The 20,344-nt window shown below is 32.5% G+C and carries 19 protein-coding genes; 11 read left to right on the forward strand and 8 right to left on the reverse strand.

Translation table 11 applies throughout. From position 1 onward, the window contains the following. The first annotated feature begins 26 nt into the window (after window positions 1-26). From rpsB to ACFQ1O_RS14595, 8 genes are all read left to right on the forward strand, one after another. Window positions 27-812 (forward strand): 30S ribosomal protein S2, encoded by a 786-nt coding sequence (gene rpsB, locus ACFQ1O_RS14560; protein ID WP_377717404.1) that lies wholly within the window; start codon window positions 27-29, stop codon window positions 810-812. 88 nt (window positions 813-900) lie between these two features. Beyond that, the gene (gene tsf, locus ACFQ1O_RS14565; RefSeq protein WP_377717408.1) at window positions 901-1,866 is read left to right on the forward strand and encodes a translation elongation factor Ts; all 966 of its coding nucleotides are present in this window, start codon (window positions 901-903) and stop codon (window positions 1,864-1,866) included. A 119-nt stretch (window positions 1,867-1,985) separates the two neighbouring features. Further along, the gene (gene pyrH / locus ACFQ1O_RS14570; RefSeq protein ID WP_377717413.1) at window positions 1,986-2,696 is read left to right on the forward strand and encodes a UMP kinase; all 711 of its coding nucleotides are present in this window, start codon (window positions 1,986-1,988) and stop codon (window positions 2,694-2,696) included. An 80-nt stretch (window positions 2,697-2,776) separates the two neighbouring features. Beyond that, window positions 2,777-3,331 (forward strand): ribosome recycling factor, encoded by a 555-nt coding sequence (frr, locus tag ACFQ1O_RS14575; RefSeq protein ID WP_377717417.1) that lies wholly within the window; start codon window positions 2,777-2,779, stop codon window positions 3,329-3,331. A 121-nt stretch (window positions 3,332-3,452) separates the two neighbouring features. Further along, window positions 3,453-5,849 (forward strand): efflux RND transporter permease subunit, encoded by a 2,397-nt coding sequence (locus ACFQ1O_RS14580; RefSeq protein WP_377717419.1) that lies wholly within the window; start codon window positions 3,453-3,455, stop codon window positions 5,847-5,849. A 429-nt stretch (window positions 5,850-6,278) separates the two neighbouring features. Then, complete coding sequence (asnS, locus tag ACFQ1O_RS14585; RefSeq protein ID WP_377717426.1) at window positions 6,279-7,712, forward strand: asparagine--tRNA ligase; 1,434 nt, start codon at window positions 6,279-6,281, stop codon at window positions 7,710-7,712. Window positions 7,713-7,789: 77 nt separating this feature from the next. Further along, complete coding sequence (gene rpoN, locus ACFQ1O_RS14590) at window positions 7,790-9,247, forward strand: RNA polymerase factor sigma-54 (RefSeq protein ID WP_377717428.1); 1,458 nt, start codon at window positions 7,790-7,792, stop codon at window positions 9,245-9,247. Continuing rightward, entirely contained in the window at window positions 9,247-9,852 is a 606-nt protein-coding gene (locus ACFQ1O_RS14595) for a hypothetical protein (RefSeq protein WP_377717431.1), read from the forward strand. Before rpoN ends, ACFQ1O_RS14595 begins: the two co-directional genes overlap by 1 nt. Here the strand turns inward: ACFQ1O_RS14595 and ACFQ1O_RS14600 are convergent, their stop codons facing one another. The 8 genes from ACFQ1O_RS14600 to ACFQ1O_RS14635 all read right to left on the reverse strand — a co-directional run bounded on the left by ACFQ1O_RS14600 (window position 9,853) and on the right by ACFQ1O_RS14635 (window position 16,229). Next, window positions 9,853-10,554, reverse strand: coding sequence for an outer membrane beta-barrel protein (locus ACFQ1O_RS14600; protein ID WP_377717435.1), 702 nt, complete (start codon window positions 10,552-10,554; stop codon window positions 9,853-9,855). A 76-nt stretch (window positions 10,555-10,630) separates the two neighbouring features. Next, window positions 10,631-11,101 carry an ExbD/TolR family protein gene (locus tag ACFQ1O_RS14605; protein WP_377717439.1) on the reverse strand — a complete coding sequence of 157 codons (471 nt, stop codon included), beginning with the start codon at window positions 11,099-11,101 and terminating at the stop codon, window positions 10,631-10,633. Between the two features lie 6 nt (window positions 11,102-11,107). Beyond that, on the reverse strand, window positions 11,108-11,734 hold the full coding sequence (locus ACFQ1O_RS14610) for an ExbD/TolR family protein (RefSeq protein WP_377717443.1): 627 nt from the start codon (window positions 11,732-11,734) through the stop codon (window positions 11,108-11,110). Between the two features lie 6 nt (window positions 11,735-11,740). Further along, on the reverse strand, window positions 11,741-12,166 hold the full coding sequence (locus ACFQ1O_RS14615) for a hypothetical protein (RefSeq protein WP_377717446.1): 426 nt from the start codon (window positions 12,164-12,166) through the stop codon (window positions 11,741-11,743). A 63-nt stretch (window positions 12,167-12,229) separates the two neighbouring features. Further along, window positions 12,230-12,991: a MotA/TolQ/ExbB proton channel family protein gene (locus tag ACFQ1O_RS14620; protein ID WP_377717455.1), complete on the reverse strand. Its 762-nt coding sequence runs from the start codon at window positions 12,989-12,991 to the stop codon at window positions 12,230-12,232. Window positions 12,992-13,200: 209 nt separating this feature from the next. Next, window positions 13,201-14,229 carry an asparaginase gene (locus ACFQ1O_RS14625; protein ID WP_377717458.1) on the reverse strand — a complete coding sequence of 343 codons (1,029 nt, stop codon included), beginning with the start codon at window positions 14,227-14,229 and terminating at the stop codon, window positions 13,201-13,203. Beyond that, window positions 14,222-15,352: a 1-acyl-sn-glycerol-3-phosphate acyltransferase gene (locus ACFQ1O_RS14630; RefSeq protein WP_377717462.1), complete on the reverse strand. Its 1,131-nt coding sequence runs from the start codon at window positions 15,350-15,352 to the stop codon at window positions 14,222-14,224. The genes ACFQ1O_RS14625 and ACFQ1O_RS14630 overlap by 8 nt, the downstream gene beginning before the upstream one ends. 109 nt (window positions 15,353-15,461) lie before the next feature. Beyond that, complete coding sequence (locus ACFQ1O_RS14635) at window positions 15,462-16,229, reverse strand: TatD family hydrolase (RefSeq protein ID WP_377717465.1); 768 nt, start codon at window positions 16,227-16,229, stop codon at window positions 15,462-15,464. A 44-nt stretch (window positions 16,230-16,273) separates the two neighbouring features. On the opposite strand from ACFQ1O_RS14635, the gene ACFQ1O_RS14640 reads away from it, so the two are divergent. The 3 genes from ACFQ1O_RS14640 to ACFQ1O_RS14650 all read left to right on the forward strand — a co-directional run. Next, on the forward strand, window positions 16,274-16,708 hold the full coding sequence (locus tag ACFQ1O_RS14640; protein ID WP_377717474.1) for a retropepsin-like aspartic protease: 435 nt from the start codon (window positions 16,274-16,276) through the stop codon (window positions 16,706-16,708). Between the two features lie 90 nt (window positions 16,709-16,798). Then, window positions 16,799-17,131: a hypothetical protein gene (locus ACFQ1O_RS14645; protein WP_377717477.1), complete on the forward strand. Its 333-nt coding sequence runs from the start codon at window positions 16,799-16,801 to the stop codon at window positions 17,129-17,131. 40 nt (window positions 17,132-17,171) lie between these two features. Continuing rightward, window positions 17,172-20,344 (forward strand): hypothetical protein (locus ACFQ1O_RS14650; protein WP_377717481.1); only part of this gene is annotated, 3,173 nt, incomplete at its 3' end.

The raw sequence follows: 20,344 nt of genomic DNA on the forward strand, positions 1-20,344 counted from the left end.
TCAACGGAACGTAAACTATTACAAAAATGGCAAATAACATAGAAGTAAAAGAATTACTAGAGGCAGGTGTACATTTCGGACACATGACTCGTAAGTGGGATCCAAACATGGCACCATACATCTATATGGAGCGTAACGGAATTCACATTATCAACTTATACAAAACTGCTGCAAAAATTGAAGAAGCTAATTCTGCTTTAAAGAAAATTGCAGCTTCTGGTAGAAAAATTTTATTCGTTGCTACTAAAAAGCAAGCTAAAGACATCGTTGCTGAAAAAGCAGGTGCAGCAAACATGCCTTACATTACAGAAAGATGGCCAGGTGGTATGTTAACTAACTTTGTTACTATTCGTAAAGCTGTTAAGAAAATGGCTTCTATCGATAGAATGAAGAAAGACGGTACTTTTAACACTTTATCTAAAAAAGAGCGTTTACAAGTAGATCGTTTAAGAGCTAAATTAGAAAAAAACTTAGGTTCTATTTCTGATATGACTCGTTTACCTGGAGCATTATTTGTTGTAGATATCAAGAGAGAACACATCGCTATTAAAGAAGCACAAAAATTAAACATTCCTATTTTCGCAATGGTAGATACTAACTCTGACCCACGTCAGGTTGATTATGTTATACCAGCTAATGACGATGCTTCTAAATCTATAGACAAAGTATTAAGCTCTGTAACTGCTGCAATCTCTGAAGGTTTATCTGACAGAAAAGCTGAAAGAGATGCTAAAAAATCTGAAGATGCTGCTGCAAAAGAAGCTCCTAAAGCTGCTGAAGCAACAACTGAAACAACTACAGAAGAAAAATAATAAACAATTTTTTTATAAAGTAGTTTAGTTTAGTTGTGAATTTATTTACACTGAACTAAACTACTTTAAACATTTAAAACAACATACAATGAAAATTACTGCTGCTGAAGTAAATAAGCTAAGAAAGGCTACTGGAGCCGGAATGATGGATTGTAAAAAGGCCTTGGTAGAAGCTGAAGGAGATTTCGATAAAGCTATCGAGGTATTACGTAAAAAAGGTCAGAAAGTAGCTGCTAAGAGAGCAGATAGAGATTCTTCTGAAGGGGCAGCTATCGCTGTAGTAAACGAAGATTCTACTGCTGGTGTAGTAATCTCTTTAAACTGTGAAACTGATTTCGTTGCTAAAAATGGTGATTTCGTAAACTTAGCTAAAGACTTAGCTAACTTGGCATTGAACTTCGATACAAAAGAAGAATTTTTAGCTGCAGATTACAACGGAACAACTGTTGCAGATAAATTAGTTGAGCAAACTGGTGTTATTGGAGAGAAAATAGAAATTGGTGGATTTAAAAAATTAAACGCTCCATTTGTAGGTTCTTATATCCACGCTGGAAATAAAATTGCTTCTTTAGTTGGTTTATCTAACAAAGTAAATGAAGCTGAGGTTTTAGGTAAAGACATCGCTATGCAAGCTGCTGCAATGGGAGCTGTTTCTTTAACCTATAAAGATTTAGACCCTGCATTTGTTGCTTCTGAAACTGAAGCTAGAATTGCAGCTATTGAAAAAGACAACATCGAATTAGGTAGATTAGGAAAAACTTTAAAGAACGTTCCTCAATATGTATCTATGGCTCAAATTACCGATGCTGTTTTAGCTAAAGCTGAAGAAGAAGCTAAAGCTGAATTAAAAGCAGAAGGTAAGCCAGAACAGATCTGGGATAAGATTTTACCAGGTAAAATTGAGCGTTTTATTTCTGATAACACTACTTTAGATAAAGAACAGTGTTTATTAGATCAGGAGTTCATTAAAGACCCTAAAAAATCTGTTGCAGATTATGTAAACTCTTACGGAGAAGTAGAAGTTACTGCTTTTGAAAGAGTTTCTTTAGCATAATTGTTTTAAACAAGATTATATTTTATAAAGCTTCCATTTTTTTGGAAGCTTTTTTTATTCTCTAGTGTTGACATAAAGAATTACAAACGTATATTTGCACCATTATATAAAACAACACCATGCAATACAAAAGAGTTCTTCTAAAATTATCAGGCGAAGCATTAATGGGCGATCGTCAATATGGAATAGATCCTAAACGTTTAGCCGAATATGCTCAAGACATAAAAGAAATTGTTGACAAAGGTATAGAAGTAGCAATAGTTATTGGAGGAGGAAACATCTTTAGAGGAGTTGCTGGAGCAAGTAACGGTATGGATCGCGTTCAAGGAGACTATATGGGTATGTTAGCTACCGTTATTAATGGCCTGGCATTACAAAGCGCCTTAGAAGACGCAGAAGTACCTACCAGACTTCAAACAGCTATTAAAATAGAAGCTATTGCAGAACCTTATATTAAGCGTAGAGCAACCAGACATTTAGAAAAAGGGCGTGTTGTAATATTTGGATCTGGAACAGGAAACCCCTATTTTACTACCGATTCGGCAGCCGTATTAAGAGCTATAGAAATTGATGCAGATGTTATTTTAAAAGGAACCAGAGTAGATGGTATTTATAATGAAGACCCTGAAAAAAATGCCGATGCTAAAAAATACGAATTCATTTCTTTTGACGATGTAATTAGAAAAGGGTTAAAAGTTATGGATATGACTGCTTTTACATTGAGTCAAGAAAATGAATTACCTATTATTGTATTCGATATGAATACGAGAGGCAACTTAATGAAAGTAGTTTCTGGAGAAAATATTGGAACTAAAGTAAATAACTTATAAATTTGGTCTGGTTATTGAACCAAGCTAAAAAAAATAACAGTTTTCCTTTTTCAAGGAAATACGAAAAATAAATTTTTCTAATGGAAGAAATAAACTTTATTATAGACACAGCTAAAGAAGGAATGGAAAATGCATTAGTGCATTTAGATAAACAATTAATTGCAATTAGAGCAGGAAAAGCATCACCTTCTATGCTAAGCAGCATTATGGTAGACTATTATGGATCAATGACTCCTTTATCGCAAGTAGCTAACGTTAATACTCCTGATGCTAGAACTATTTCTATTCAACCATGGGAAAAAAGTTTAATTGGAGAAATTGAAAAAGCCATTATGATAGCTAATATTGGGTTCAACCCAATGAATAATGGTGAGAGTGTTATTATTAACGTACCACCTTTAACAGAAGAAAGAAGACGTGAATTAGCTAAACAAGCAAAAGCAGAAGCAGAAGACGCAAAAGTTGTTGTTAGAAACCAAAGAAAAGATGCCAACAACGATATTAAAAAATTAGATGACGCTTCTGAAGATGTAAAGAAAAATGCCGAAACAGACATTCAAGCTCTTACAGATACTTATGTTAAAAAAATAGATGAGAAGTTTGTTGTTAAAGAAAAAGAAATAATGACTGTTTAATTTTTAAACATCATTAAAATACTTGTTAAAAAAAGCGACTTTATAGTCGCTTTTTTTTGACTTAAACTTAACCTAGAAAAATCAATTGTATTTTCTACCTTTGCCAAACTTATTAGAAATTATGGCAAAACTTTTTAGCGTAGGTTTTTGGGCTGCTTTAGCCCGTATTATCTTAAGAAACAGGATTATTATCTTGTTATTAATTGCCATAACAACTGCAGCATTTGTAAGTCAGTTCGATAACATGCGCTTCACATATACCGAAGCCAATTTATTACCAGATGACCATAAAGTAAATATCGAGTACTTTGAATTTTTAGATAAGTTCGGAGAAGAAGGTAATTTAATTATTATTGCTGTTCAAGATTCAGCCTTCTTTACTCCTCAAAAATTCAATGCTTGGAACAATCTTGCCAACGAATTAAGTGACGACAAGAATGTAGATTTAGTTGTTGGTGTTGGCAACATTCAGAAACTAACTAGAAACGACCAGAAAAAAGCTTTCGATTTAAAACCACTTATAGAAAAAGAAATAAAAACACAAGGTGAATTAGACAACCTTAAAAAACACCTGTATTACAATCTGCCTTTTTACGATCAGTTTTTATACAACTCTAAAAGCAATACTTTTAGGACAGCGATTTATATAAACAAAGAAATCGTAAACAAGCCCGCAAGAAAAAAGCTAATAGAGCAATTTATAATTCCTAAAATTAAATCATTCGAAAAAGAAACTGGTTTAGATGTTCGCACCTCTGGAATGCCCTATATTAGGACTTTAAACTCTAATACTATTATTAGTGAAATTGCCTATTTTATTGGTGCTGCTTTATTCGTTACCGGATTTATCTTCTTTTTATTTTTTAGATCCTTTAGGGCTACTTTTATTTCTTTAACAGTCGTAATTATAGGGGTTTGTTGGACCTTTGGTATTTTAGGTTTTTTACATTATGAAATTACTGTACTAACAGCTATTATACCGCCATTAATAATTGTAATTGGTATCCCTAACTGCATTTTCTTAATTAATAAATACCAATTAGAAGTTAACAAACACGGTAATCAAGCTAAGTCCTTACAGCGTGTTATAACCAAAGTAGGTAATGCTACTTTAATGACCAATGTAACTACTGCTGCTGGTTTTGCAACTTTTATATTAACTAAAAGTGATTTATTAAAAGAATTTGGTACAGTAGCATCATTAAGTATACTTTCTATATTTATTTTATGTGTTTTAATTATTCCTATTATTTATAGTTTTATGCCTTTGCCTAAAGCTAAACACTTAAAACACTTAAATAAAAAATGGAGCGCTGGATTTGTTAATTGGATGGAAAACATGGTTCGCTATAAAAGAATAACCATCTACGTTGCTTCCTTGATCCTTTTAATTACTAGTTTAATAGGAATTTTTCAAATAAGAGTTACTGGTAGCTTAATTGAAGATATGCCTAAAGACACCGACTTTTTTAGAGATATTCGTTTCTTTGAAAAAGAATTTGATGGTATTATGCCTGTTGAATTTATCATAGACACCAAAAGAAAAAAAGGTGTTATGAAATTAGCTACTTTAAAACGTATTAATAAACTTGAAGAAACTATTAATGATATTGAAGAACTTTCTAGACCAATGTCTGTTGCCAGTGTTGTAAAATATGCTAAACAAGCTTATTATAATGGCAATCCAAAATACTACCAGCTCCCTACTTCTCAAGAAAAGAATTTCATACTTTCTTATGCTAAAAAAGCTAATGGTGATGCCAATTTAATGAAGAGTTTTGTCGATTCTACTGGGCAATATGCTAGAATTACTACTTTCATGAAAGACATTAGTACTGATAGAATGGAAGCCATTGAAAAGCAATTATTAGACAAAGCAAAAAACATCTTTCCAGAAGAGCGCTATACTGTTAATATGACAGGAAAAGCATTGGTTTTTCAGAAAGGAACAAAATACTTACGAGACAACCTATTTATTTCATTAGGGTTGGCCATTGTTATTATATCTTTATTTATGGCTTACATGTTTCGTTCTGCAAGAATGATTGTTGTTTCTTTAATACCTAACCTATTACCTCTGGTGATAACCGCTGGACTTATGGGGTATGTAGGCGTTCCTATTAAACCTTCTACAATTTTAGTTTTTAGTATAGCATTTGGTATTTCTGTAGACGACACTATACATTTCTTAGCTAAATACAGACAGGAACTACAAGCTAATCATTGGAAAATACGAAAGTCTGTTTATGCCGCCTTGAGAGAAACCGGAGTCAGTATGTTCTATACATCTATAGTTTTATTTTTTGGTTTTTCAGTATTTACCATTTCAAGTTTTGGAGGTACCGTAGCTTTAGGCGCATTAGTATCTGCTACTCTATTATTTGCTATGCTGGCTAATTTACTGTTGCTACCTTCATTATTATTATCCTTAGAAAGGACAATTGCCAACAAAAAGGTATTAAGAGAGCCTAGCTTTAAAATTATCCCTGAAGAAGAAAAGGATAAAAAGAGTTCATAAAAAAGAACCGCTAGTAAATACTAACGGTTTCTCTTACCCCAAAAAAATTACTTATTGCTTACATCAATAAGCTGATGCTAAATTACTTAAATTTTAAATTTTCAAAAAATCGAAAATGGGTAAATTTTTCTATACCTATTATTAGTGAATAAAAAAAGAGCCGTTAACATTGCTAACGGCTTCTCTTACCCCAAAAAAACTTACTTAATAAAACTTATATATTAATATAAGCTATGTCAAAGATACAACTAATAAACATTCTGTGAAATACCTATAATTAGGTAAATTTTTATGTCACCATTTTTGGTGATACTAGATTCTAAATAAAAATTTAGTATAAGCATTTAAAAAGGTATCTTTGCAACTTCAAATTAGCATATTGAGTCAATTTATAAAATTGATATTAAAATATTATAAATTATATAACAGATGAAAACTACATCAGTTTTAGAATTATTAAAAGGTGAAAAGCTTTTACAAGAAGTTACAATTAAAGGTTGGGTACGAACATTTAGGGCTAATAGATTTATAGCTCTAAACGATGGTTCTACAATTAACAATATACAATGTGTTGTAGATTTCGAAAATACAGATGAAACTACATTAAAAAGAATTACTACTGGAGCTGCAATATGTTTGAAAGGCGTTTTAGCTGAAAGTCAAGGAAAAGGACAAAAAGTAGAAGTTCAAGTATCTTCAATAGAAATTTTAGGAGATTCTGATCCAGAAACATATCCTATACAGCCTAAAAAGCATAGCTTTGAATTTTTAAGAGATAATGCTCACTTAAGAACAAGAACCAATACGTTTAGTGCTGTAATGCGTTTGCGCTCTTCTTTATCGTTTGCAATTCACCAATACTTCAATCAAAACGGATTTTATTATATGCACACACCTATCATAACAGGTAGTGATGCTGAAGGTGCTGGTGAAATGTTTCAAGTAACAGGGCTAGATGTAAAAAATCCTCCTTTAACAGAAGATGGAAATGTAGATTACAGTCAAGATTTCTTCGGAAAAGAAACCAACTTAACAGTATCTGGACAATTAGAAGCTGAAACTTTTGCTATGTCTTTAGGTAAAGTATATACTTTTGGACCAACCTTTAGAGCAGAAAATTCTAATACTTCTCGCCATCTATCAGAATTTTGGATGATAGAGCCTGAAGTTGCTTTTATGGACCTAGACGGTAACATGGATCTTGCTGAAGACTTCTTAAAATCTGTTTTAGGGTATGTTTTAGAAAACAATGCAGATGATTTGGCTTTCTTAGAGCAACGTTTAATTCAAGAAGATAAAAGTAAACCACAAAACGAACGTAATGAAATGACATTAACAGAAAAGCTTCGTTTTGTTGTAGACAACAACTTTAAGAGAGTTAGTTACACAGAAGCTATTGATATTTTAAAGAACTGCAAGCCAAACAAAAAGAAAAAATTCAATTATCTAATTGAAGAATGGGGAGCAGATCTACAATCGGAACACGAACGTTTTTTAGTAGAAAAACACTTTAAATGTCCTGTAATTTTATTTGATTACCCAGCTAACATCAAAGCTTTTTACATGCGTTTAAATGAGGATGGAAAAACGGTAAGAGCTATGGATATTCTTTTCCCAGGAATTGGTGAAATGGTTGGAGGTTCTCAACGTGAAGAACGATTAGATATTTTAAAACAGAAAATGGCTGCTTTAGATATAGATGAAAAAGAATTATGGTGGTATACAGATTTACGTAAATATGGTACTGCTGTACATTCTGGATTTGGCCTAGGGTTTGAGCGTTTAGTAATGTTTGCAACAGGAATGAGCAATATTAGAGATGTAATTCCTTACCCAAGAACTCCTCAAAATGCTTCATTTTAAACAATAAAGCGTAATTGTCAATAAAATAGGCCTACAAGTGTTTTATAAACCTTGTAGGTTTTTTATATTTACATGTTATGTTAAAACAATATTTACAATTTAAATTATCACAAAAGCTATCTCCTCAACAGATTCAGTTAATGAAACTGATACAGTTGCCTACACAAGCATTTGAGCAACGTGTGAAACAAGAATTAGAAGAGAATCCTGCTTTAGATAACAACAAGAGTGAAACCGACTATGAAGAGGACTCTTATAAAGATGAATTTGACGATTCGTACGATAGCGAATCTATCAATACAGATGATATTAATATTGATGAATATTTAAGTGACGACGAGACTCCTAATTATAGATTACAAGCCAATAACTACAGCTCAGACGATGAAGAAAAAAGCGTTCCATATGCCTCAGGAACTACTTTTACACAGCATTTAATAAACCAGTTAAACACATTTAGGTTAAACGATCATAAATATACTATTGCCGAATTTTTAGTAGGGAGTATAAATGAAAATGGATACTTAAGACGAGACCTAAATGATATTATTGACGACTTAGCCTTTACCCAAAATATTTTTACATCTGAAGAGGAAGTTGAAGAAGTGCTAGCAATTATTCATAAATTAGAGCCTAATGGTGTTGGCGCTAGAAACTTGCAAGAATGCTTAGCAATACAATTAGAAAGAAAACCAAAAACAGCAGCAACAGCTACTGCTCTTGCTATAATAAATGATGCTTTTGAACAATTTACAAAAAAGCATTACCAAAAACTATTACAAAAATTCGGTATTTCTGAAGAAGCTTTGAGAGATGCTATTCTAGAAATCGAAAAATTAAACCCAAAACCAGGTGGAAGTTATGCTGGGAACAATAAAGTTGTTGAGCATGTTGTTCCTGATTTTACCGTTAGAATTGTTGAAGGAAAACTAGAACTAACACTAAACGGGAGAAATGCCCCTGAGTTAAATATTTCTGGTGAGTATAGCAATATGCTTAAAGGGTATAAAGAGACCAAAAACAAAACCAAGTCTCAAAAGGATGCCGTCCTATTTATCAAACAGAAATTAGATTCAGCTAAATGGTTTATTGAAGCTATTAAACAGCGCCAACAAACTCTTTTGGTTACCATGAACGCCATTATGCATTATCAAGAAGCTTACTTGTTAACTGGAGATGAAATGGAATTAAAACCCATGATTCTTAAAGATATTGCAGACCAAATAGATATGGATGTTTCTACTGTATCTAGAGTAGCTAACAGTAAATATGTAGATACTCCTTACGGAACTAAACTAATAAAAGAGTTTTTCTCTGAGTCTATGAAAAATGATCAAGGAGAAGATGTCTCTACTCGTGAAATTAAAAAGATTTTAGAAAATGTTATAAACGAAGAAGACAAGAAAAAGCCTCTTACTGATGAAAAACTATCTAAAATCTTAAAAGAAAAAGGTTATCCAATTGCCAGAAGAACGGTTGCCAAATATAGAGAACAGTTAGATATACCTGTTGCTAGACTTAGAAAAGAAATTTAATGCATTATATACTTAAATATGCATCTTATATATTTCATCCTATTTTTATTTCTTTTTTAGGAGTAGGATTATTCTATACTTATAGTGCAAAATACCATCCTGAAGCTTATGTAGCTAGCAGGTTGCTACAATTATTTATTCTTACTATCATTATCCCCTTGCTTTGTTTTAGGGTCTTAAAAAAGCTTGGAATAGTAAAAACAATTATGGCAGAGGATATAAAAGAAAGACGTTTACCTTATAGTATTGCTATTATTTTAAACCTGTATATTGCTTTTTATATTTTTAATCTTGGTCAAGAAATCGAACTACGTTATTTCTTTTTTGGAATTAGTTGTACTAGCATCGCTTTTTTCTTCTTAAGCCTGCTAAACTTTAAAGCCAGTTTACATATGGCTGCCGTAGGAGGTTTAACTACTTTTTTAATTGGATTGAGCATCCATTTTCAAACTAATATGACCCCTATTATTGGAGCTAGTTTACTCTTAAACGGACTTATAGCAAGTTCTAGATTACATTTAAAAGCTCATTCTGGTGTTGAGCTAATTATTGGTAGTGTATTAGGTATTTTACCTCAATTTATGATGTTTGCAAATTGGTTATAATTAGAATATATAAAATATCAAACCAAACTTTACCGCTCTGGTATTTATAGCAACACCTTCTACTTTGGCTGAGTTTTTAAACAGCGTATTTAAACTATATGACGCATAAAAATTCCAGGTATTCCACCCAAACCCTAAATCTATTACTGGTTGAAACCTTTGAACACTGTTGGGATTTCTCAATTTAAAATTCCCTACATCTCCTTTATGCTTTACTACACTATGAAAAATATAATTGATCTTAGCACCTAAATAAATACGCCAAAATTTATGACTCTCTATAGTACTGTTTCTCCATCTAAATTGAATAGGAAATGCTACTTCGTGTGTATTAAACTTGTTCTTGCTATATGTGTCAATAGTTGTACTTAACAACTCATAAGTTAAATCATCTTCTACCTCCCTTATAAGCAAATTATGATTATACGAATTATTAGAATATCCAAAACCAACACCTATTGCTAAAGTTCTCTTTTGATTTATGGGGATATCTCGAATAAAACCTAAATGCAGACCACTTGATAAACCTTGTTGTGACATTCCATTTGGTTTATTTTCCATAAAATTATACGTAAGTGCTAAATAAAACTGATCCTCTCTATACTTAGGATCGTCATACACTAACGAGTCACTAACAGCATTTTGAGAATATGATACTATAACAACGAAAACGTTTATAATAAAGAATAATAGCTTTTGCATACCAACGAAGATACAAAGACAAAAAAAAACATCCTACGCTTTCACGAAGGATGTTTTATATAGATTGAAAAGATTTCTATTTTTTACCTGGCTTAACAGCTAGGTAGCTTATTTTAAGCATGTTTTCTTTACGAAGCTCTTGCTTAATATCTGTTACTAATCCCATATTGGCTTTATGATCAACTTTTAAAGCTGTAACCATTAAAGGAATAATATCTTCTGATCTCAATGCTCTTTCTGCGTAAATGTATTGCTTTAAATCTGAAGGCTGAGCAAACTTATCATTCAACTGAATAATAGCTTCTTTACCTGCATCTTCGTAACCTGCAACTGGCTTACCTGCATATATGTACATAACCCTATCGTTTTTACGATTCAATTTTTCTACACTATCTGCAGTTGGTAGTTTATTTTCTACCATTAAAGAATTGTCTTTCATAACGGTTACCGTCATGAAGAAAAACAGTAACATGAATACGATATCTGGTAAAGCTGCCGTAGAAGCCTGTGGCAATTCGCCGTCTTTTTTCTTTTTAAACTTTGCCATAATTTCTTATTTAGGTTCTGCTTCAGAAATAATCTGAGGATACATATTCTTTAACTTGTCTAAACGCTCTTTTAGTTTATCCTTCATTGCGGCATCTTTTACTTTAGGATCCTTGTAGATCGTATTCATTCTAGTATAAGTATTACCTGCTCCGTATAAACGTTCAGCTTCTCTATCTCTTAAAAAAGTATAAGCTGCACCCAATTCATTCTGAATGGCTACATATGTTTCATACTTAGTTTCACGTTCGTTCTGCAATGCAATAATTGCTTTAGAAGGGTGATCTGATGAAGATGCACTTCTTGCTCCTTTACAATAATCGCAAGATTCTCCTTTATCATTTTTTCCTCCACCATTATCGATAAAATCAATAGCTGCTTGACGTAAGTCTTTTAGCTCCATTAATTCATCTTCAACTAACATTCTGTCATCTTTATTTACAACAACCGTAAAGATGTTCTTTTTCTTGATAACAGGTGGGTTAGGTGGTGGTGTTTCTTCCCATCTAGGCAATTTACGAGTAACCCCGTTATCTTGCTCGATGGTGGTAGTAACTAGGAAAAAGATAAGCAGTAAGAATGCAATATCTGCCATAGATCCTGCATTAACTTCTGGTATATTTCTTTTTGCCATATTATCTTACTTGTTTAAAGCTTTTTTAACTCCAGAAACTAACATAGCTCCTAAAGCAACAGCAGATAAAATGTAAAATATACGTAAACCTGCACCTACTTTTTTAGACCCGTCTGCAGAAACCATTTGTTCTCCTGCTTCGTTAATCACTTCTTGCCCGTCAGACAATCCGTAACCAATACCGATAACTACTAAAAAAGCAATTAAAGCAATTCCTGTTCTTTTTAATTTTGCTGGATCTGAAGCAATGTTAATTAGTGAGAATACAATAGCAATAATTGCTGCTGCTCCTACTAAAAACTTACCCAATCCTATCATCATACTTATTACACCTTCATTAGTCTCATCTGCTCTTACAATCATAACCCAGAATGCAAAACCGATAATACCAATAACCGCAATAAGAATGGTTAATATTCTCTGTAAATTCATATTAATATGTTTTTACCTTGAAAAATGCGCGCTATAACATATAACGCAAATTATCAAGAATTATTATTTTTTGTTAGCAACTAATAAATCGATTAATGAGATAGAAGCATCTTCCATGTCATTTACTATACTATCGATTTTAGCAATAATGTAGTTGTAAAAAATCTGTAAGATAATTGCAGCTACTAAACCAAATACTGTTGTTAATAAGGCTACTTTAATATCTCCTGCAATTAACGATGCATCTAATCCACCTGCAGCAGAAATCTTATCGAATGCCTGAATCATACCAATTACAGTTCCCATGAATCCTAACATCGGTGCAATTGCGATGAATAATGAAATCCAAGATACATTCTTTTCTAATTGTCCCATTTGAACTCCTCCGTAAGCGATAACAGCTTTCTCTGCAGACTCAACTCCTTCAGCTGCTCTATCTAAACCTTGATAGAAGATAGAAGCAACAGGTCCTTTTGTATTTCTACAAACTTCTTTAGCAGCTTCAACACCACCAGACGCTAATGCATCTTCTACATTTTGAGTTAATTTTTTAGTATTAGTAGTAGCCATGTTTAAGAAAATAATTCTTTCAATAACAAATGCTAAACCTAATATTAAACATAATAATACAATTCCCATGAATCCAGCACCACCTTCAATAAATCTGGTTTTTAAAGCTTCATGACCAAAACCTTCTGCAGCAGCAGGTTCTTGAATAATTGTTGAAATGTTTGCTGCTAAAGCATAAGCTTCGTTAGAGGCTTTTACTTCTGCTCCTAATAGCATTAATCCTGCAGCCGGTAGAATAGAAAATAATCTTTTCATTTTTTCTTAATCTTAAATTAAATTAGTAATGGGTTTTAAAGGCCTTAAGCCCTTAAATAGTTAATGTTTTAAATAGAACGTAAAAGCAAAATTCAACATGTTATCATCATGTTTAGTATTCACTTTCTCTAAAATCAAGTGCCAAATAACGAAAAAAATATGGTTTAGCGAAATTTACAAGGTTATTTTTAGGCTAAAAAAACAGAAATTTATGCCGTAATCTCTCCTCTAATTGGTGTTTCAAAAATAGTTTTAAATTTATTGTCAGAAATTTCTTCTCCTAGTAAATACATTAGTTTAGCAACTGCTGACTCAAAAGTGATGTCTTTACCTGAAATTACACCTAATGTTTGCAGATGTGAGCTAGTTTCGTAGTGCCCCATAAGCACACTACCACCTGCACATTGCGTAACATTTACTATTTTAATTTCTTTATTAAGCGCTTTTGCAATTAATTTTTCAAACCATTTTAAAGTAGGTGCATTTCCAGCTCCATAGGTTTCTAATATTACTCCTTTAACATTTGGAGTTTCTAAAACCGCTCTTACCGTTGCCTCATTAATTCCTGGAAATAACTTTAACACAGCTATATCGGTGCACATATTTCTATGGACTATTAAAGGATTTAGGTTTCGTTCTAATAAATTTTGTTTAAAAACTTTTAAATGCACTCCAGATTCTGCTAATTCTGGATAATTAAGCGAACTAAATGCCTCGAAATGCTCTGCATTAATCTTGGTTGTTCTATTAGCTCTGTATAGTTTATACTCAAAATACAAACAAACCTCTTGTATTTGTGGTATTCCGTTTTCTTGTAAGGAAGCTACTTGAATAGCAGTAATTAAATTCTCTTTTGCATCGGTTCTTAAATCCCCAATGGGTAATTGAGATCCTGTAAAAACTACAGGCTTCGATAAATTTTCTAGCATAAAACTAATGGCAGACGCAGTATAAGACATCGTGTCTGACCCGTGCAACACCACAAAACCATCCATCTCATTATATTTATCTTCTATTATAGAAACAATTTGTCTCCAGTAATCTAGATTCATATTAGAAGAATCTATAGGCTCTTTAAAAGATTGAGTGGTAATATCGCACTCTAACTGTTTTATCTCAGGAATTCTTACTAAAAGGTTGTCAAAATTAAAAGCTCGTAAAGCATTGGTCTCAAAATCCTTTACCATACCTATGGTTCCGCCAGTGTAAATAAGTAATATTTTTGGTTTATTAGCCATTTACCTTTTCCTTATTAATTACTGGATTTGCATACATTAATAAGAAATTATTTAATGCTACTGGATCGGTTTTATCAACTCTTCTTTCAATTCTACGTTCAAACTGTCTTTTTTCCTTATCTGTATACTTATCTATATATTTATTAGTCTTATTAAGTAAATCGAATGCTAGATAATTAGTAGGCCATAATTTGTATTGCCTATGAATTTTCTTATCAATTACAGATGCTAATTGTTGGTATTGTTTGTTTAAAGGTTCACCTGAATTGTTAATTAAAGTCAATTCATTATCTAAAGGCTTACCAACACTAATATGAATTCTTTTTTTCTGACCGGTTAACCCTTTTAATATTGAATTAAAATCTTCATTAGTAGACTTTATGTATTCTTCCTCATAATGTTTTGCCATTAACTCTGGCATTTTTAACATATCTGTAGGGTCAAATTCATACGACATAGCAACAGGAACAATCTTTATCTTTCTAAAATATTCAAAAGGCGTACTATTTCCTTTTCCTAAGCCAATCATTTTCAATACTCCTTGTTGAGTAGTATCGTTACCATCTTTAGTTCTACCCTCTCTTTGTGCAATCCAAACCGATCTATTATCTTCTAATAAATTTTTTGCTATATACTCAGACAATAGCATAGAACTTTTTAGCATTTCTCTAGGACCTAAACCTCTTTGTACTAAAAAATTTCTATTGATCTTAGCCAAATCCATTAAAAATGACTTCTGGACTAAATTATCACCAATAGCCGAAGCAGTCATGGTTAAATCGTAATCAAATAAAGAAACATTTAATAGTGATGTGTCTAAAATAATATCTCTGTGATTAGAGACATATAAATAAGATGTATCTTTTTGCAAGTTATCGAAACCAGAAGTAGTTAGCCCATGAGAAGACCTTGACAACACATTGTATATACCTCTAGCAATTATTTTAGTTTGAAATTCTCTAATAGAATTGCAATTTGTTAAGCGCTCTTTTATAAACTCTTCACTAGCTTGAGGGTAAATAAACTTTAACATAGCCTTTACCATAGGATGGTCTCCTACACGTTTCAGTACATCTTGCACTTCATAATCATGGTAAGGTCTTATGTGGTCAAATTTACTCAAAAGGTATCTATTTAAAAGTTATGCAATAATACAAAAAGTGATTTAGTTTAGTGTTTTTATAGTTAGTAATCAATCTTGAATATTAAAAACTTAACATATGTTTTACATATTATACTCCAAACACTTCTTTAGAATTTTCTGAAGTAACCTCGGCTATTTTCTCTAAAGGTAAATTATATAATTCAGCCATTTTCTCTGCTACTTTAATGATATAACTGGTTTCATTTCTTTTGCCTCTATAAGGCTTAGGAGCTAAGTAGGGCGCATCTGTCTCTAAAACAATATGCTTTAAGTCTATTTGATTGATAAACTGGTCTATCTTACCATTTTTAAATGTAACCACTCCACCTATACCCAATTTCATATTATAAGAAATTGCTTTTAAGGCTTGCTCATATGTTCCTGTAAAGCAATGAAAAATACCAAATAAATCTTCCGACTTTTCAGCCTCTAATACTTCAAAAACTTCATCAAAAGCATCTCTACAATGGATTATAATTGGTAATTGATGCTTTTTAGCTAACTGTATTTGTTCTTTGAATGCTGCTTTTTGTTCTTCTATATGAGTTTTATCCCAATACAAATCAATACCTATTTCTCCTATCGCTACATAATTATGTTTTGTAAGCATTAGTTTTACATGATCTAACTCTTTTTTATAATTATCTTTAACATGAGTTGGGTGTAAACCTGTCATTAAAAAAACATTATCAGGGTATTTCTCTTTTAACATTAACATTGGCTGAGTATATGTGGCGTCTATTGCAGGTAAAAACATACGCTTAACACCAATATCTATGGCACGTTTCATCATTTCTTCCCTGTCACCTTCAAAGGCTTCACTATATAAATGTGCATGAGTATCTGTTAAAATCATAATAAAAACATCTCGTTTTGTTAACTTTGCAAAAATATTGAATTATGTCATTAAGCAAACACCTTTTGAAAAAAGGTTATGTTAAGAAAAAAATGAAGCTCACAAAAACGAATCATTATAAGACTTCGGCTTGTATTAATGGAGTTAAAGGCAGTTTTATTGTAGATACTGGTGCATCTAACACTTGCATTGACAAAAACTTAATTGAAAAATTCAACTTAACCCCTGAAAACAGTGAAACTAAAGCTGCTGGAGCTGGTGCCATAGATATGGAAACACAACTAGCAAAGAATAATAATATAGTCCTCTCTAAATGGAAGTCTAAGAACAACAATATCATTATATTCGACCTTTCACATGTAAATCAAGCATTAACCAATCACAATTCTAAACCAGTGCACGGAATCATTGGTGCAGACTTATTAAAAAAAGGAAAAGCAATCATTGATTATAAAAAAAACAATATTTATCTAAAATAATTAACCCAAGTGGTAGGGAATCTATAGCTCTATTGCGTTTATATAAAAGTTACAACCCTTAATTAATAATCTATTTCACAACCCAGTACGATGAAAAAAATCATTTTAACCTTATTTTTTTTAGTAGGCACTTCTACTTTATTTGCTCAGGAGGCTAAATTTTCTATTAGCCCAAAAACATTTTACAATACAATTCTTTTAAATTCTGAGTTAGAAATTAAAACTGACATTGATGTAATATTCTACAATGAAAACGACGAAGAGGTGAAAAAATACTCTTATGAAGAAATTAAATCTCAAAGCTTTAAAGTTGATCTAAAAAGTTTAGCTGCAGGCAAAGATTATAAAGTAAAGATTCTTAACAAGAATGGAGTTTTACTATTTACTGAAAAATTACATAAATCTATAAAGGCTAACAAATAAGCCTCTTGGTTTATTATTAAAAAATCAAAAGATAGAAATTATGAAATTAAAATATATTCTAATAATAGCTGGTTTATTATTTTTAAGTCAGTTATCTTTCGGACAAGGTGCAGATTGTGCTAGTGCCGAGCCTGCTTGTGCAGGAGGTGGTTTTACATTTGCAAATACTTCTGATGGTTCTTCTGCTGAAAACGGACCAGATTACGGATGTTTAGGATCTCAACCTAACCCTGCATGGTATTTTATGCAAATAGATCAAGGTGGTAATTTAGATTTCGAAATCATTCAAAACACTCAAGCTGATTTTAATGGAACTGGTTTAGATGTTGACTTTATTTGCTACGGACCTTTTTCTGATACAGATGATTATTGTAACGGAATGTTAACTGCGGCCAATACTGTTGCTTGTAGTTTTTCTGCTTCATTTACTGAAAACTTTTCCATACCAAATGCTCAAGCTGGAGAAATTTATGTTTTATTAATCACCAACTATAACGGTTCAGCTGGTTTCATTAGTTTAGAACAAACAAACGATGGAGGAGTCGGAGCTGGTACCACTAACTGTGGTATTGTTACCAATCAAGATAATTACTGTATGGGACAAACCGATACTCTGACTGCTGAAAATGAAAACCTAACAAACTATGTTTGGCAGTATAGTACAGATGGAGGAACAACCTTTAACCCAATAGCTGCTGCAAACGGGAGTACAACTTTTAACATTCCTTATGATAGTACAGGAGATGGTAATCCAGATGTTTTTACAGCAGTATATCAATTAACATACGGAAATACATCTGGTTCTGAAAGTTATACGAATATCTTCAATGTTAACTATTTTGATGTTCCTACCGCAACACAACCTGCTCCTTCAGAAGTTAGAATGTGTGATACCAATAATGATGGTCAAGAAACTTTTGACTTAACTACGTTATTTACTAATGCTGTTTTAAATGGGCAAGATCCTGCTATATTTGATGTTAATTATTATACTTTAGAACAAGATGCTATAGACAACAATAATCCTATTGCAAATCCAGTAGCTTATATAAGCAACAATCCACAACAACAAATTTGGATTCGTATTCATAATAATGGTTATAATTCTTGTTTTGCTACTACTAACGTTACATTGTTTGTAGATCCAATGCCAACCGCTACACAACCAACAGATGCGTTTATAAGATTGTGTGATGTTGGGGCTGATGGAACAGAAAACTTTGATTTAACACAACATTTTGCTGAAATATTTGGTGGTCAGGATCCAGCTATTATGAATCTTACATACCATACTAGTCAAGCTGACGCTGATAACGATGCCAATCCAATAGCAGATCCCACAGCTCACCCTAGTAATGTTCCTCAAGCTACGGTATACATTCGTGTAGACAACATTAATAATGAAACATGTTATGCAACAACTTCTTTTGAATTATTTGTAGACACTATACCTACCACAGTTCAACCAACTGACTTGATTTTGTGCGACACTTTTAATGATGGAGAAGAAGTTTTTGATTTAACACAACATGAAACTACTTTACTAAATGGCCAATCCTTAACAGATGTTAGTCTTACTTATCACACAAATGAGCAAGATGCTATTAATGACCAAAATGCTATAGCCGATCCCGCTAATTATTTAAGCAACGTTCCTCAACAAACAATTTGGGCTCATATACACAACAATAACAATACCTCGTGTTATATCAATACAAGTTTTAATGTAATTGTAGATGCCTCTACAACTGCTACCCAACCAGCAGACCCTATTATTCGTATGTGTGATAATAATGCTGACGGTCAAGAGAATTTTGACATCTCTGGTACTTTCCAAACTGAAGTACTAAATGGTCAAGATCTTACAAACGTTACAGTTACTTATCATACTGTTGAACAGGATGCTATAGATGACATCAATCCAATCGCTGATCCTGCTAACTATATAAGTTCAGTTCCTCAAGCTACTATATGGATTAGAGTAGATAATAATAATAATAATGATTGTTATGCTATCACTTCAATTGAATTATATGTAGATACTGTACCCGTTGCACAAACACCTTTAGCAACAGATCCTTTATTACATGCTTGTGATGAAGATAACGATGTAACACATGTGTTTGATTTAACTACCATAGATGCAACTATTTTAGGTGGTTTAGATCCTGCTTTATATACCCTAACATACCATCCTTCTCAAGCAGATGCAGATGCTAACACCAATGCTTTACCAGATAACTTTCAGGTAAATGCTTTTACAACAGATGTATTTGTTCGTTTAGAAAACAACGCCAATACTTCTTGTTACACAACTACTACCTTCCAGTTGTTTATCCACTCTATTTATAGTTCGGCTTTAACAACACCTGAAGACCTTAACTTAGTAGCTTGTGATGACCCTACTAACAACGGATTAGAGGTTTTTGATTTACAACAACACGCTAATAACATTTTAGGTGGTTTAGTAAACTTAAACCCAGTACCTGCTACATTAACTTTTCATTTAGCGGAGCAAGATGCTATAGACGATGTAAACCCTATTACAGGAGACTTAGCCAACTACAACTCTCCTACTCAATCTGTATGGGTAAGAATAGAAAACAACGATTGGCCTTCTTGTTATACAATAACTCAATTCGAAATTATTGTAAATCCAGATCCAACACCGTTAACTTTAACACATACTTATTCTATTTGTGAGAACTATTTAACCAATGGTGTAGCAGATTTCTATTTAAGCAATCAAGATGCTACTTTTGCTAATAACCCGAACTACGCTATATCGTATCACCCTACTTTAGCTGATGCTCAAAACGACACCAATGCTATTAGCGATCCGCATGTAGTAAACAATAACGATACTGTTTTTATTAGAATAGAAGACACCACTACTGGTTGTGTAAACACTCAAGCTACTATGGACTTAGAAGTACTACCTGCTATAGTACCTACTACTCCAACAGAGCCGCTTACCATGTGTGACCCTGACAATGATGGAATTTCTACCGAGTTCGATTTAACTTTAATGAACACCATAATTGCAGGTAACTTACCTCCAGCAGAGATTTACTACTTTGCTACTTTAGGTCAAGCAGAGTTAGGGCCTGTAAACGCTGCAGACGCTATTTTACAAAGTCCTTATACCAATGTGGTTCCTTACAACCAAACTATTTACGCTTATGTAGTATTAGCTGGTCAAGATACTTGTTA

Origin of the sequence: Pseudofulvibacter geojedonensis (assembly GCF_042675745.1) — a bacterium.
GTDB lineage: Bacteria > Bacteroidota > Bacteroidia > Flavobacteriales > Flavobacteriaceae > Pseudofulvibacter > Pseudofulvibacter geojedonensis.

Bases quoted from the DNA above. Each gene is read 5' to 3' on its own strand.
- rpsB (WP_377717404.1), top strand. From the start codon at position 27: ATGGCAAATAACATAGAAGTAAAAGAATTACTAGAGGCAGGTGTACAT.
- tsf (WP_377717408.1), top strand. From the start codon at position 901: ATGAAAATTACTGCTGCTGAAGTAAATAAGCTAAGAAAGGCTACTGGA.
- pyrH (WP_377717413.1), top strand. From the start codon at position 1,986: ATGCAATACAAAAGAGTTCTTCTAAAATTATCAGGCGAAGCATTAATG.
- frr (WP_377717417.1), top strand. From the start codon at position 2,777: ATGGAAGAAATAAACTTTATTATAGACACAGCTAAAGAAGGAATGGAA.
- ACFQ1O_RS14580 (WP_377717419.1), top strand. From the start codon at position 3,453: ATGGCAAAACTTTTTAGCGTAGGTTTTTGGGCTGCTTTAGCCCGTATT.
- asnS (WP_377717426.1), top strand. From the start codon at position 6,279: ATGAAAACTACATCAGTTTTAGAATTATTAAAAGGTGAAAAGCTTTTA.
- rpoN (WP_377717428.1), top strand. From the start codon at position 7,790: ATGTTAAAACAATATTTACAATTTAAATTATCACAAAAGCTATCTCCT.
- ACFQ1O_RS14595 (WP_377717431.1), top strand. From the start codon at position 9,247: ATGCATTATATACTTAAATATGCATCTTATATATTTCATCCTATTTTT.
- ACFQ1O_RS14600 (WP_377717435.1), bottom strand. From the start codon at position 10,554: ATGCAAAAGCTATTATTCTTTATTATAAACGTTTTCGTTGTTATAGTA.
- ACFQ1O_RS14605 (WP_377717439.1), bottom strand. From the start codon at position 11,101: ATGGCAAAGTTTAAAAAGAAAAAAGACGGCGAATTGCCACAGGCTTCT.
- ACFQ1O_RS14610 (WP_377717443.1), bottom strand. From the start codon at position 11,734: ATGGCAAAAAGAAATATACCAGAAGTTAATGCAGGATCTATGGCAGAT.
- ACFQ1O_RS14615 (WP_377717446.1), bottom strand. From the start codon at position 12,166: ATGAATTTACAGAGAATATTAACCATTCTTATTGCGGTTATTGGTATT.
- ACFQ1O_RS14620 (WP_377717455.1), bottom strand. From the start codon at position 12,991: ATGAAAAGATTATTTTCTATTCTACCGGCTGCAGGATTAATGCTATTA.
- ACFQ1O_RS14625 (WP_377717458.1), bottom strand. From the start codon at position 14,229: ATGGCTAATAAACCAAAAATATTACTTATTTACACTGGCGGAACCATA.
- ACFQ1O_RS14635 (WP_377717465.1), bottom strand. From the start codon at position 16,229: ATGATTTTAACAGATACTCATGCACATTTATATAGTGAAGCCTTTGAA.
- ACFQ1O_RS14640 (WP_377717474.1), top strand. From the start codon at position 16,274: ATGTCATTAAGCAAACACCTTTTGAAAAAAGGTTATGTTAAGAAAAAA.
- ACFQ1O_RS14645 (WP_377717477.1), top strand. From the start codon at position 16,799: ATGAAAAAAATCATTTTAACCTTATTTTTTTTAGTAGGCACTTCTACT.